The organism is Streptomyces sp. NPDC048349 (assembly GCF_040651925.1).
Classification (GTDB): Bacteria; Actinomycetota; Actinomycetes; order Streptomycetales; family Streptomycetaceae; genus Streptomyces.
This window is the reverse complement of the sequence record NZ_JBEZLA010000009.1, coordinates 148,245-161,300: the sequence shown is the minus strand read 5'-3', so window position 1 is coordinate 161,300 and position 13,056 is coordinate 148,245. Positions and strand designations below refer to the sequence as shown.

Annotated in this window: 8 protein-coding genes; 4 read left to right on the top strand and 4 right to left on the bottom strand. The window is 77.9% G+C overall.

Going from position 1 to position 13,056, the window contains the following annotated elements:
* Nucleotides 1-166: 166 nt before the first annotated feature.
* The 3 genes from AB0D44_RS08170 to AB0D44_RS08160 all read left to right on the top strand — a co-directional run bounded on the left by AB0D44_RS08170 (nt 167) and on the right by AB0D44_RS08160 (nt 2,907).
* A complete protein-coding gene (locus AB0D44_RS08170) occupies nt 167-1,228 on the top strand; it encodes a 3-oxoacyl-[acyl-carrier-protein] synthase III C-terminal domain-containing protein (protein ID WP_362586180.1) in 1,062 nt (353 codons plus the stop codon).
* Between the two features lie 102 nt (nt 1,229-1,330).
* Entirely contained in the window at nt 1,331-1,885 is a 555-nt protein-coding gene (locus tag AB0D44_RS08165) for an isoprenylcysteine carboxylmethyltransferase family protein (protein ID WP_362586210.1), read from the top strand.
* Complete coding sequence (locus AB0D44_RS08160; protein WP_362586179.1) at nt 1,882-2,907, top strand: NAD(P)/FAD-dependent oxidoreductase; 1,026 nt, start codon at nt 1,882-1,884, stop codon at nt 2,905-2,907. Before AB0D44_RS08165 ends, AB0D44_RS08160 begins: the two co-directional genes overlap by 4 nt.
* A gap of 119 nt (nt 2,908-3,026) precedes the next feature.
* Here the strand turns inward: AB0D44_RS08160 and AB0D44_RS08155 are convergent, their stop codons facing one another.
* A complete protein-coding gene (locus AB0D44_RS08155) occupies nt 3,027-4,034 on the bottom strand; it encodes a hypothetical protein (RefSeq protein ID WP_362586176.1) in 1,008 nt (335 codons plus the stop codon).
* A gap of 175 nt (nt 4,035-4,209) precedes the next feature.
* Here AB0D44_RS08155 and AB0D44_RS08150 point away from each other — a divergent pair, with 175 nt between their 5' ends.
* Nucleotides 4,210-5,931, top strand: a complete 1,722-nt coding sequence (locus AB0D44_RS08150; RefSeq protein WP_362586173.1) for a carboxylesterase family protein — start codon at nt 4,210-4,212, stop codon at nt 5,929-5,931.
* Here AB0D44_RS08150 and AB0D44_RS08145 read toward each other — a convergent pair.
* The 3 genes from AB0D44_RS08145 to AB0D44_RS08135 are packed head-to-tail and all read right to left on the bottom strand — an operon-like array spanning nt 5,868 to nt 12,741.
* A complete protein-coding gene (locus AB0D44_RS08145; RefSeq protein WP_362586170.1) occupies nt 5,868-7,805 on the bottom strand; it encodes a hypothetical protein in 1,938 nt (645 codons plus the stop codon). The genes AB0D44_RS08150 and AB0D44_RS08145 overlap by 64 nt on opposite strands.
* A complete protein-coding gene (locus tag AB0D44_RS08140) occupies nt 7,802-11,578 on the bottom strand; it encodes a DUF5682 family protein (RefSeq protein WP_362586168.1) in 3,777 nt (1,258 codons plus the stop codon). Before AB0D44_RS08140 ends, AB0D44_RS08145 begins: the two co-directional genes overlap by 4 nt.
* Nucleotides 11,575-12,741 carry an AAA family ATPase gene (locus tag AB0D44_RS08135; protein ID WP_362586165.1) on the bottom strand — a complete coding sequence of 389 codons (1,167 nt, stop codon included), beginning with the start codon at nt 12,739-12,741 and terminating at the stop codon, nt 11,575-11,577. Before AB0D44_RS08135 ends, AB0D44_RS08140 begins: the two co-directional genes overlap by 4 nt.
* Nucleotides 12,742-13,056: the final 315 nt, after the last annotated feature.

The following is a 13,056-nucleotide window of genomic DNA, read 5'->3' as shown; positions in this document are numbered from 1 at the left end:
TCGTACGGGCCACTCAACTCGGACGCGGTGAGCGCGAAGGCGTCGCCGCAGTGGAAGCGGACGTCGGGCTTCGGTGGTTCGCGCGGGCACGGCGACACGCTATGCCGCGCCGCGCCCGGTTCGCGTTATTCATAACGATGTGTCCGTTGTTTCCTATGGTGAACGAATGACGCGTGTCCTGGCAGTGAGCAGCGTGTTCCCGCCCCATCTCCATCCGCAGGCCGAGATCACGGCCGCGCTCGCCCGCTTCCTGCCGCCCGGCTCCGACGCGGCCCTGCTGCGCCGGGTGCACGCCTCGGTGCGCGTGCACACCCGCCACCTCGCCCTCCCCCTGGACCGGTACGGGCCGTCCAACGACTTCGGCACGACGAACGCCCTGTTCCTGGAGGCGGCCCTCGAGCTCGGCAGCCGGGCCCTGGAACTCGCCCTCGCCGACGCGGGTCTGGCGGCGCCGGAGATCGACCTCGTCCTGTCGACCACCGTGACCGGGCTCCAGACGCCCTCCCTCGAGGCACGTCTCGCCTCCCGCGCCGGACTGCGCCCCGACGTACGGCGGGTGCCGCTCTTCGGCCTCGGCTGTGCGGCGGGCGCCGCCGGCGTCGGCCACCTCCACGACCACCTGACGGGCCGGCCCGGCCACGCGGCCCTGCTGCTGTCCACCGAACTCTGTTCGCTCACCCTGCAGGCCACGGACACCTCGATGGCCAACCTGGTCGCCGGGGCCCTCTTCGGTGACGGGGCGGGCGCGCTCGTCGCGGTGGGCCGCGACCACCCCCTGCACGCCGCCGGCGCCGGACCCGCGGTGGTGGCGGCGCGCAGCCGCCTGTACCCCGGCACCGAGCACCTGCTCGGCTGGGACATCGGCCACTGGGGACTGCGCATGGTCCTCGGCCGCGAACTCCCGGACCTGGTCAGGCTGCACGTGGCCGAGGAGGTGGAGACCTTCCTCGCCGCGCACGACCTCAAGCCCGCGGACGTCGACGCCTGGATCTGCCATCCGGGCGGCCCGAAGATCCTCGACGCGCTGGGCGAGGCGCTGGCGCTGCCGGCATCTGCGTTCGCGGAGAGCCACCGCTCGCTGGCGGCCGTCGGCAACCTGTCCTCGGCCTCCGTCCTGCACATCCTGGGCGGCATCCAGAGCGCGGGGCCGCCGCCACCCGGATCGGTCGGGCTGATGCTCGCCTTCGGGCCCGGCTTCGCCTCCGAACTCGTCCTGCTGCGCTGGTGACCCCGGCTCCGGCCGCGCCGCCTCCCCGCTGTCCCGCCTCCCTCCCCCGCCTCTCCCTCCCCGACTCCCCTGGCTGGTGACTCCATGGCCCTCACTCCGTCCATGATCTGGTACCTGCTGCTCATCGGCCTGGTCGCGGCCGAGCGGCTCGTCGAACTGGCCACGGCCCGCCGCCACGCGGCGTGGAGCCTGGCCCGGGGCGGCCGCGAGTACGGCCGCGGCCACTACCCCGCGATGGTCGCCCTGCACCTCGCGCTCCTGGTGGGCTGCGTGGTGGAACCCTGGGCCGCCGGGCGCCCGTTCCTGCCCGCCCTCGGCTGGACGGCCCTGGCCCTGGCTCTCGCGGCGCAGGCACTGCGCTGGTGGTGCATCGCGACCCTCGGACCGCGCTGGAACACGCGGGTGCTGGTCGTACCCGGGCTGCCTCTCGTGGCGGCCGGGCCGTACCGGTGGATGCGCCACCCCAACTACGCGGCGGTGGTCGTGGAAGGGGTCGCGCTGCCGCTGGTGCACACCGCCTGGCTGACGGCCCTGGGCTTCACCGCGCTCAACCTGCTGCTCCTGCGCGTGCGGATCGGCTGCGAGGACGCGGCGCTGACCGACGGCGGACGCCTGCGCGCCCCCGCCTCCGTACCGACGGCCGGCTCCCCCTCGTGATCGACCTGCTGATCGCGGGCGGCGGCCCAGCGGGCCTGGCGACCGCCATCCACGGCGCGCTGGCCGGCCTCGAGGTGGTGGTGGTCGAGCCGCGGCCCACCCCCGTCGACAAGGCCTGCGGCGAGGGCCTGATGCCGGGGGCCGTCGCCCGGTTGCGCGGGCTCGGCGTCGGGCCGGCCGGGCAGCCGTTCCACGGCATCCGTTACGTGGACGGCGTAAGCGGGCGGCACGCGGAAGGACTGTTCCGCTCCGGCCCCGGTCTCGGCGTCCGGCGCACCGTACTCCAGGCCGCGCTGGCGGAGCGCGCCGCGCAGCTGGGCGTACGGGTGGTCCGGCAACGCGTCGACGGGGTCGGCCAGGACGGTGACACCGTCAACGCGGCCGGTCTCACGGCGCGTTACCTCGTCGCCGCCGACGGCCTGCACTCCCCCGTCCGGCGCGCTCTCGGCCTGTCCGCGCCACCCGCGCCCGGCCGGCCCGCGCGCTACGGCCTGCGCCGCCATTACGCGGTCGCCCCGTGGAGCGAGCTCGTCGAGGTGCACTGGTCGGCGCACTGCGAGGCGTACGTCACCCCGCTCGCGCCGGACCGGATCGGCGTGGCCGTCCTGACCACGGAGCAGGCCCCGTTCGACGTACAGCTCGCCCGGTTCCCGCTGCTCGCGGCGCGGCTGCCCGCGTCCCCGGGCGCGCCCGTGCGCGGCGCCGGGCCGCTGCGCCAAGGGGCCCGCGTCCGCGTGGCGGGGCGCGTGCTGTTCGTCGGGGACGCGGCGGGATACGTGGACGCGCTGACCGGCGAGGGCCTGACCCTGGCCGTGACGGCGGCGGGCGAACTGGTGCGCTGCGTACGGGCGGGGCGGCCGCAGGCGTACGAACAGGCCTGGCGGGAGCTGTCGCGCAGCTACCGCGCGCTCACGGAATCGCTGCTCTGGGCGCGGCAGCGGCCACCTCTCGCCCGGCGGATCGTCCCGCTGGCGGCCCGGCTCCCGCGGGTGTTCACGCGGGCCGTGAACCTCCTGGCGTGAACCGCCGGGCGTGGACCCCGGGCGTGAACCTCCGGACGGGACCGGCCCGGCAGGGCTCCTCACGTGCAGCGGCACCCCGTGCCGGGTGCGCACGGGGTGCCGCTCGTCTCACCGCCGGATCAGGCCGGGCTCCGCCCCGGGTTTCTGAGCGCCAGTCCCGCGAGGACGGCGCCGGCCGCCGCGCTGAGCATCACCGCGCTGCCCGCCCAGGCGAGGGACCCGCCGACCGCCCCGGACAGGGGGTCGAAGGCGGCCGCGCCGCCGCCCACGTGCAGGGCGACGACGCCGACGGCCGTGGCCGCCGCCGCCCGCCACACGAGCGTGGTGTCCCGCAGGGCAAGCAGCGCCCCGAAGCCGACGCACAACGCCGCGACGAGAAGGGGCAGGAAGTCCACGGGGGCCGCCGTCGGCAGCGCCGCCAGGTCCGCGGGCAGGTGCAGCGCGCCGGCGACCAGCAGGGTGACCGCCACCGGCCAGCGCAGGACGTGCCGCAGCACCGGCGGGCCGGGGCGGGCCGGCTCGCGTTCGGGTGCGGGATGCGCGCGCGGCTTCGCGTACGGGGCGTCGTACAGCTCCCGGTACGGGCGCTCGTACGGCTCCTGCCCGTACGTCTCCTGCCCGTACGGCTGCTGCCCGGACGGCTCCTGCCCGGACGGGACCCGGACCGGCTCGGGAGGCCCGGGCGGTTCGGCCCGCTCCCCGGCTTCCCCGGACGTCGCGGCCGGGGCGGCGGACGGCTCGGGCGGGGCGGGGTCCTCGCTGCCGAGGATGGTCGCCAGCAGGGCCACGTCCTCGATCGGCCGTCCGACGGCGGCGGCACGCAGCGTGATGTCCGCCGCGTCCACCTCGTGCGGAGGCTCGCCCAAGAGGACGACCATGTCGCGTACTTCGTGCACGGGGCGGGTCACGGCGGCCGTGCGCAGCGCCTCGTGGCCGGGGTTGGGCAGCTGGCCGGTGTCCTTGAGGAGGCTCACCAGGGCAGTGACCTCCTCCAGGGGGCGGCAGGTGGCCGCCGTGTCCAGCAGGGTGCGCACGGGCTCGGTGCCCGGAGCGCCCGGAGGGGTGGTGTCGGGGAACTCGTGGCGGTCTTCTCGGTCCGTCGCCGCGAGAGTGTGGGGGTCATTCATGGAAAGCTCCGTTCGCCGACACGCGGGTCTACACATCGCGCGCCGGTCATCGTGCGTCATGGGAAGCGCACGCTTTGTTACATTGAGTGCCAGATCCGCCCACTGCGCCATTCGGGGCGGGCAAACGGGGGTCGCCGGGCGCGCTTGCGCCGCGCCCTCGGGAAAGGCGTGACGCGTGCCCGATCTGCGGAGTTTCCGGCGCCGGTGCGTGCTGCCGCTGGCGCTGACGGCCGTCCTGCTGCTGGTGGGCGCGGCGCCGGGCCCGCACCGCCCCGGCCCTTGGCGCCCCGGCCCCGAGCGGGCCGTGGTCGAGCGGCCCGTCGTGGACACCGACCGGGGGCGCGTGCGCGGGCGGGACCACGGGAGCCACCAGTCCTTCGAGGGCATCCCGTACGCCGCTCCCCCGACCGGAGCCCGGCGCTGGCGGCTCCCGGAGCCGGCACCCCGGTGGGAGGGGGTGCGCGAGGCGGCCGCCCCCGGCGCACGGTGCGTGCAGCTGCCGACGATCGGGCCCGGCGGCCCGATCGGTTCCGAGGACTGCCTGTACCTGAACGTCACCGCGCCCCCGGGCGGCGCCGCCCGGGGCGCAACGCGGCGGCCCGTCATGGTCTGGTTCCACGGCGGGGGCTTCGTCAACGGCGCGGGGGACCAGTACCGGCCCGAGCGGCTCGCGGTGCGGGGCGAGGTGGTGGTCGTGACCGTCAACTACCGGCTGGGCGTCTTCGGCCTGTTCGGCCATCCGGAGCTCGGCGGTGCGCCCGGCTTCGCCCTCGCCGACCAACAGGCGGCGCTGCGCTGGGTGCGGGCGAACGCCGGCCGGTTCGGCGGCGACCCGCGCAACGTCACGGTGTTCGGGGAGTCGGCGGGCGCCCTCAGCGTGTGCGCGCACCTCGTCTCCCCGGCCTCGGCGGACCTCCTCCACCGGGCGATCGTGCAGAGCGGGTCGTGCTCGACCACGGCTCCGCCCTGGTCGCTGCTGCCCTCGCTCGGTACGTACGAGCCCTTCGCGCCCGAGCGGGAGACGGTGTCGGCCGGTGTCCTGGCGGCGGCCCGGCTCGGCTGCGGGGGCCCCGCGGGGGCAGTGGACTGCCTGCGGCGGCTGGATCCCCGCGAGCTCGCGACCCCTGAGCTCATGCAGACCTTCTCCCGCGTCCCCTACGGCGGCACCCTGCTGCCCGTGGAGCCCCGACTGGCCCTGGAGACGGGGCAGTTCCACCGTGTCCCCGTGATGCAGGGCACCACGCAGGACGAGATGCGGATCTTCCTGGGAACGACCCTGGCGGCGTACCCGATGGCCGACGAGGCCGCCTACCGGGCCCGGCTGGAACGGTCGTTCGGGGCGTCGACGGCCCGCGCCGTCGGGGCGGCCTACCCCGTCTCGGCCTACCCGACGCCCGCGACGGCCTGGGCGACCCTGCTGTCCGACGCCTCGTTCACCTGCCCGACGCTGCGGGACAGCGGTGCGCTGGCCCGGCACGTGCCGACGTACGTCTACCGGTTCTCCGACCGCGGGGCGCCCGACTTCACCGGGCTGCCGGAGGTGCCGGGGCTGCCGTTCGGAGCCTCGCACGGCTTCGAGCTCTCCTACCTCTTCGAACTGGCGCCACTGACGGTCCCGCAGCGCGAGCTCGCGGACCGGATGACCGACTACTGGACCGCCTTCGCCCGCACCGGCGTCCCCCACGCCCCGGACTCTCCCCCGTGGCCCCGCCACCGCACCCGCGCCCCGGCCCTGTCCCTGGCCCCGGGTCCGGGCGGGATCCGCCCGATCGACACCGCCACCGAACACCACTGCACCCTGTGGGACACCCATTGGCCCCGGAAGCCCGGCAATCAGGCATCCGGGGCGGGTGCCCAGGAGGCGCAGATCAGGGAGCGTTCCGCCGCCGCCAGGTGAAGGGCCGCGCAGAGCCAGGCGTGGGCGTAGGCCTCGGAGGTCGGGTCGACGAGGCGGCCGAAGGCGTTGCGGGGGCGGCGGTCGGCCTCCGCGGCCAGGGCTGCGGCCAGCTCCGCCGCCCCGGTGAGGCCCGCCCGGCGCAGCGGGCCGTACGCGGCGAGGGGTTCGGTGCCCCGGGCCGCCTCGGCCACGGCCCGGCGGCCCCCCGCCACCCCGGTCTCCAGGAGGCGGCGTACGCGCCACAGCGGGGAGTCGGCCAGCGGATCCGGGCCGGCCGGAACCGGCTCGGGAGCCGGTTCGGCGGCCCTGGGCGGGAAGTGGACGCCCTGGAGGCGGTCGTAGCCGAGGTCCGCCCGGCCCAGCCACTCCTCCGGTAGCCGCAGGGTGTACTGCGCGCCGGGCACCGGGCCGACGGCGAGCGGGCGCAGGGTGGCAGCCCGGTCGAGGTCGGGGCGGCCCAAGACGCGCAGCAGCAGACCGGGGTACGAGCCGAGGCGGCGCAGGTTCGCCGTGTGCGCCAGCTCGGGGTGCGGGTGTGCGGGCCGCAGCCGCAGCAGGGGGGCGCCCGGTCGCGGCTCGCGCACCAGGAGGTGGTCCCCGGCCGCGCCGACGACGGCGACCTCACAGCCGAGCAGCGCCGGTTCGGCATCCTCCGCGTCCGCCGGTCCCGCGGCGACCGCCTCGGCCGCGGGCCGGGCGAAGAGCGCGGCGGCGGGCTCCTCGGTCCAGGCGACGCCTCGCAGCGGGGTCGCCTTGACCCCGCGCCCGGCACCGAGCCGGCCTTCCGGGGAGACCGTCGCCCCGACGATGCGCAGGCCGCCGCGGGCGAGCCCGGCGTGGTCGAGGACGCCGCCGCCGAGGGCGACGGAGGCCGACCCGGCGCCGCGGGCCCGGGCGAGCCCGCCGGGCCGCACGTCGGCGAGCGAGTACGCGGCGCCGTCGGCGTCCAGCAGGTGGGTGACCACGCCCCCGTAGCCGGTGGCGGAGAGGACGGGCTCCCGGCACAGGCCGTACACCTGGAGGCTGCCGCCGGGCGTGTAGGCGCGGCGGGCGGTGCCCGTCAGTGCGGGGTCGGCTCGGCCGGCGGCCAGGAGTGCGGCGGTGCGCAGGAGTTCGCGGAAGGCCCCGGTGAGCGCGCCGAGCTGCTGCCCGGCCTGCTGCCCGCGGGCGGCGCGCAGGCCGCGTACGACGCGCAGCGCGGCCGCCTCGGCCCGCGGCAGCCCGGCGAGACGGGCGGTGTGCGCGGCGCGCAGCAACTCGGCCTGGACGACGGCTCCTGCGGCGGTGACCCCGGCGGCGAGGGCGTCGGCGGCGGCCCGCCAGAGCGCGGCCGCGGCCCGCAGTTGGGCGGCGGTCGGCGCCACGGCGGGGGCGGACGGCCCGGTCCGCCCTGCGGGCCCGTCGGGGGCGGGGGGCGTGCCGGGCGCGGCGGATACACCGGGTGCGGCGGATACGCCGGGGGCGGCAGCCCCTGCGGGCGCGGGCACCGCCGGCCGTGCCGCTGCCGACCCGAGCGCGTCAGGGGCCCCGTCCGAGTCCGCGTTCGGGGCCTCGTCGGGGGCCGGGGCCTCGTCGGGGGGCGGGTCCGCAAGCGGGGCCGCGCCCAGCGCGGCGGCGCGGTGGAGGCAGCGGGGGGCCAGCAGGCAGGTGCACTCGGCCTGTCCGGCCTCGGTGACCGCGCCCCCCGGGCCGGGGCGCAGCGTGACGACGGCGTCCTCCCCGAAGGCGAGGACGACGGCGCCGTCCGGCCCGCTCGAGGCGAGCCCCCCGCAGCTCGCGACGGCCGCGTCCAGCTTCTTGCGCAGCCGCGCGCTGAGCTGCTCGACGGCTCCGGCGAGCACCTCCGGTGCGACGGGCGGCAGTGAGGTGGTCAACGGGCTTCTCCACGGAGTCGGTCGCCCACCCAGCGGGCGAGGGCGAGCGGGCTGAGGGCGGCCACCGGCATCCCGGCGGCGACGAGTTGCCGGGCCACCGGGACCGAGTACCGGGGCGTGCCCGTGTCGTCCAGCGCGGCGCAGCCCAGCAGGTGGGCGCCCGAGGCGGCCAGCGCACGGACCTCGCCGAGCAGCCCGCCGATCGGGGCGCCCTCCTCGAAGTCGCTGACCACGACGACGAGGGTGCGGCTCGGGACGGTCATCAGGGTGCGGGCGTGTGCGAGCCCGGCGGCGATGTGCGTACCGCCGCCGACCCGGACCTCCAGCAGCAGCGAGAGCGGGTCCTCGACCCGGTCGGTGAGGTCGACGACCTGGGTGGAGAAGGCGAGGAAGTGGGTGGACAAGGTCGGCACGCCGCCCAGTACGGCCGCGGTCAGCGCCGACCAGATGACGGAGGCCTCCATCGAGCCGGACACGTCGACGACCAGGATCAGCCGCCAGTCGCTCTCGCGGCGGGCCCGGGTGCTGAACACCGGCCGCTCCGGGACCACGGCCACGCTGCCGTCGGGCCGCCGCCGGGCGTGCGCGAGGTTGGCGCGCAGGGTGCGGGCCAGGTCGAGCGTGCCGCCGGGGCGGCGGGTGGGGTGCGGAGTGGCGAGGCCGGACAGGGCCGGGCGCAGCCGCGTGGCCAGCTCCCTGGCCAGTTCGTCAACGAGCCGCCTGACCAGGGGGCGCAGCCGGGCGAGTTGGGCCTCGGGCATCCCCCCGGCGAGCGACAGGACGGAGCTCAGCAGCTCCACGGAGGGCCGTACGGACGCCGGGTCGAGCTGGGCCAGGACGTCGGTGCGGCCCGCTTCGACCGCTCCGCCCAGTACTTCGTGCCGTACCTCGGGGCCGAACAGCGCCTCCAGCTCCTGTGACCACTCCCGGGCGGTGGGGAACGAGGCGTCCCGGCCCCCGCCCCGGCCTCCCGCGCCGCCGTCGAGGTCGGCAGAGCCCTCGCCGCGGCCGGCCCCGTACAGCTCGTCGAGGGCGTGGGCGTAGCGGCGGGCGCCGGCGGGGAGCCGGTCGCGCTCGCGGCCCAGCAGCAGCCGCCAGCGGTCGGCGGGGGCGAGCCGCGGGACCGCCGGGGCGGGTGGCCGCGGGGCAGCGGCGGCCTGCGGCGGCGCGGGGGCCGCAGGAGCCGGGGGCGGGGCCTGGACCGCGGCCCGGGCCGGGAGGTCCGCCCGGGGCAGCGGGAGTTCCTTGACCGCGGCAAGTCCGGCGGCGTCGGCCGCGGCCCACAGGGCGAGCAGCGCGGGCGGTGCGTCGAGCGCGAGGTCGATCCGGTCGCCGAGCCGCTCGCCCACGGTGTCCAGCAGCCGGCCGCGGGCGGCCGGGGACAGGGTGTCGAAGCCGCCGCGCAGCGCGGGGAGACGGTCGAGGAAGTCCTGGTCGGCGAGGTGCTCGACGCGGTCCAGGAGGGGGGTGAGCGCGGCCGGGGAGGACTGCAGGAGCGGTCCCGCGGCGGTGAGGAGTCCGCCCAGCCGACGGGTCAGGGCGCGGCGCCCGTCGGGGGTGGTGGCGCCGTCGATCCAGCCGGCGGCGCGGTCGCCGAGCCGGGCGGCCGGATCGAGGTCGAGGAGGACCCGTACGGCCAGGGCCGCGCCCTGGATCAGCGCAGAGGCGGAGTCGGCCAGGGCGGCGAGCGCCTCGTCGGTGCGCAGTCCGAGGTGGTGGGTGGCCGCGCGGTCGGCGAGGGCCACCAGGGCCGCGGCGTCGGCGGTGTCCTCGCTTCCGGCGAGGCCGGGCAGCGTGCGGACGGCCGCTTCGAGCAGGTCGCCGGTGAGCGCGGCGGCCGTGGCGCGGGACGCGGCGCCGGTGCCGGGGAGATGTCCGCGGTGGAGGGCCTCCAGGAGGTCGAGGGCGTCGAGGAGTTCCGGCAGGGACGCGGTCTGCGGCAGCACGGTGGCCGCCTCGTGGAGCCGTACGTCGACCAGGTCGGGCAGATCGCAGCGCGCGGCGGCGGCCAGCCCGGCCAGGATCTGTGCCGGGGCCGGTCCGCCGTCGGCGGCGGCGCGGCGGGCGGTGTCGCGCAGGGTGCCCGCGGCGGCCTGGGCGGCGGTGACGCCGCGCACCCCGGCGAGATCGAGGCGGGCCGTGACCGAAGGCGTCCAGGACAGCCGCCACTTGGTGCCGACGGCGGTGCCGTCGCCGGTGGCGGCGACGGTGAGGGGCTCGCCGTAGCCGGCTCCGCAGACCAGGAGCCGCTGGAGGAGGACCTCGCGGCGGCCGTCGAGAGCGGAGCGCAGCGGGTCGAGGCGGACCTCGCGGGGGGCGGGGTCGTCGGGGCCGGGCAGGCGCAGCCGCGTCAGCTCGGCCTCGACGGACGGGCCGAGGCCGGAGCGGGGGGCGTGCGGGGTGATCCGTCCGCGCGCGGTGCCGACGAGTACCGCCTCGAGGGCGCGGGCCAGCGCCCGGCCCCGGCCGAGGGGTTCGCCCTGCCCGAGGACGGTGGTGACGGACTCGAGGAGTTCTCCGCGGCCGGGCGCGGGCAGTCCGCGCAGGACGGCCAGGTCGCAGGCGAGCCGCAGGGTCTCGGCGGCTTCGCCGGTCCCGGCGGTGTGCCCGGTGCGGCGCAGTTCCCGGCACAGGCCGGTGAGGGCCACGGAGGCCGCCTCCCGTACCAGGCCGGGGTCCCCGCCGGCCTCCAGAACGGCCTGCTGCCAGAGCGGGTCCCGGATGCCGGCCGGGTACCCCGAACGGGAGTCGAGCAGGTCGAAGGAGTAGGGCACGAGCGAGGTGACGGGCCGCCCGGTCTCCTGCCCCCCGCGGCGTGCGGCCCCCGCGCGGGCCGTACCGGGGTCACGGGCGGGGTCGGTGCCGGTGGGGGCGCTTGCTGCGGCCCCTGCCGTCGGGACGGCATCGGCCCCGGGCCCCGGGCGCCCCGCACCCGCGTCGGGCGCGGCGCCTCCCGCGGTCCCGGCCGGCAGCGCGGCGTCGCAGTCGGGGACCGTCCCGGCCGCGACGGCCGCGCCCACCAGGGCCGGGGCGTGGAAGGCACCGATCACGGCGGCCACGCGGTGGCCCGCCGCGAGGGCGCCGCCGATCACCTCGCGCATGTGGGCCTCGCGCGCCAGGTCCGTCGCCGGGACGGTGGCGGCATCCGCGCGCAACGCCCATCCGACGCCGAGCGCAGCGCGCCGGACGGCTTCCGGGGTGCAGCCGGGCGCGAGCACCTCGACGGCCCGGTCCCACATGTCCTCCCCCTCCCGCCCGGTCCCGGCAGCGGCGAGCGCGTCCGCGAAGGAGCCTGCGCGCGCGAGCGCCGGGCCCGAGTCGGAAGAAGGGCCTTCGGCAGGGGCGGCCGGGGCCGGGGCGGCGCTCGGCGCGGTCCAGGCGTCGGCGGACAGCGGGAGGTCGCAGCACAGCACGGTCGCACCACGCGAGACGGCCCAGCGGATCGCGGCCAGTTCCGGGGAGAAATCGGCGAAGGGGTAGAAGGCCAGGCGGCCGTCCCGGCCCGTGCCGGCCAGGGCGACGGGCGCGACGGTCTCCGGGTCGGCCAGGTGCTCCAGCCACGGCTGGAAGTCCACCGGCAGCTCGACGCAGACCGCGTCCGCGCCGGAGGCGTCCAGCAGGGCGGGGACCAACGCCGCCAGCGCGGGGCTGTGGTGGCGTACGCCCAGCAGGTACGGCTCGCGGGACGCGGCCAGCGCCTCCACGGCCGTGCGCGGATCGGCGGACGCCCCGGCGCCCGTACGGGAGTCGGCCGGTGCCTGGGTCGGGGTCAACGCAGGCTCCCGCGCAGGTCCCAGAGGCGGCGCCACATCGCCGAGCCGTCCTCGGCCCGGCGGCGGACCGGGCCGTCCCAGTAGCCCAGCAGCCGGCCGTGGTCGGCCGGGTCGTCCTTGCGCACGACGCCCAGCAGGTGCCCCGGCAGCAGGTCCAGCACGTCCCCGCCCGGCAGGTACGCGGCCGCGACCCCCAGCGAAGCCGCCACCTGCACGGCCTCGGCGGTGGACATGACCGTACCGGGGCGCTCCACGTCCCACCCCTCGGCGGAGCGTCCCGAGCGCAGGTCGCGGAAGACGGTGACGAGCGCGTCGAGCACGGCGTCGTCGACCCCGAAGGCGGCGCCGGCCCGCTGGACGGCGGCGACCGCCTGCCGGCGGATCAGGGTGGCCTCGGCGTCCGCGTCGGCGATGGGGGCGACGGTCTCGAAGTTGAAACGCCGCTTGAGGGCGGCGGACATCTCGGAGACGCCGCGGTCGCGGAGGTTGGCGGTGGCGATGACGGTGAAGCCGGGGGCGGCGCAGACCAGCGCGTCCTCGGTGGCGGTGAGTTCGGGCACGGTGACCCGCCGGTCGGAGAGGATCGACACCAGCGCGTCCTGGACCTCCGGCAGGCAGCGGGTGATCTCCTCGACGCGCACCACCCGCCCGGTCCGCATGGCGGAGAGCACCGGCGAGTCCACCAGGGCTCCCGCGCTCGGCCCCTGGGCGAGCAGCAGCGCGTAGTTCCAGCCGTACCGGAAGGCGTCCTCGGTGGTGCCGGCGGTGCCCTGGACGGTGAGGGAGCTGGTGCCGCAGACGGCGGCGGCGAGCAGTTCGCTGAGCATGGACTTGGCCGTGCCGGGTTCGCCGGTGAGCAGCAGGCCGCGCTCTCCGGCGAGGGTGACCACGCACCGCTCCACGAGGGCGCGTTCCCCGACGAACTTGGGGGCGATGACGCGCTGGGCGCCGCCCTGGGGCGGGGCCAGTTCGGCGCCCTCGCTGCCGCAGACGAAGGTGACGACGGCGCGCGGGGTCAGCGCCCAGCCGGGCGGTCGGGGGCCGGGGTCCTGGGCGGCGAGGAAGGCGAGTTCGTCGGCGTACCGGTCCTCGGCGGGCTGTACCTGCCGGGCGGACGCGGGCGCGGGTGCGGGTGCGGCGGCGGCCTGGTCGGTGAGGGTCATCGGAGTCCTCCTGATGGGTGCGGGGATGGTCGGGGGTCGTGTGTGGACGCGGCGCGGCCCGCGCCCTCGGGCGAACGAAGGCGCGAGGCGCGCCGCGCCGGGATCAAGGCGGTACCGGAGCGCCGCCGGGGCCAGTGCCGCGGCCGGTGCCGGCACCGGGGCCGGTGCCGGGCCCCAGGCCGGTGCCGCTGCCGGGCCCGAGGCCGGTGCCGAGACCGGCCGGTGCCACGGCCGGCCGGCGCCGACCGGCCTGCGCCCGTGCCGGTGTTGGTGCCGCTACAGGAGCTGCGGCGTCCGCGGCCCAGGCGCCGCGCG

Bases quoted from the DNA above. Each gene is read 5' to 3' on its own strand.
- AB0D44_RS08135 (WP_362586165.1), bottom strand. From the start codon at position 12,741: ATGACCCTCACCGACCAGGCCGCCGCCGCACCCGCACCCGCGCCCGCG.
- AB0D44_RS08170 (WP_362586180.1), top strand. From the start codon at position 167: ATGACGCGTGTCCTGGCAGTGAGCAGCGTGTTCCCGCCCCATCTCCAT.
- AB0D44_RS08155 (WP_362586176.1), bottom strand. From the start codon at position 4,034: ATGAATGACCCCCACACTCTCGCGGCGACGGACCGAGAAGACCGCCAC.
- AB0D44_RS08165 (WP_362586210.1), top strand. From the start codon at position 1,331: ATGATCTGGTACCTGCTGCTCATCGGCCTGGTCGCGGCCGAGCGGCTC.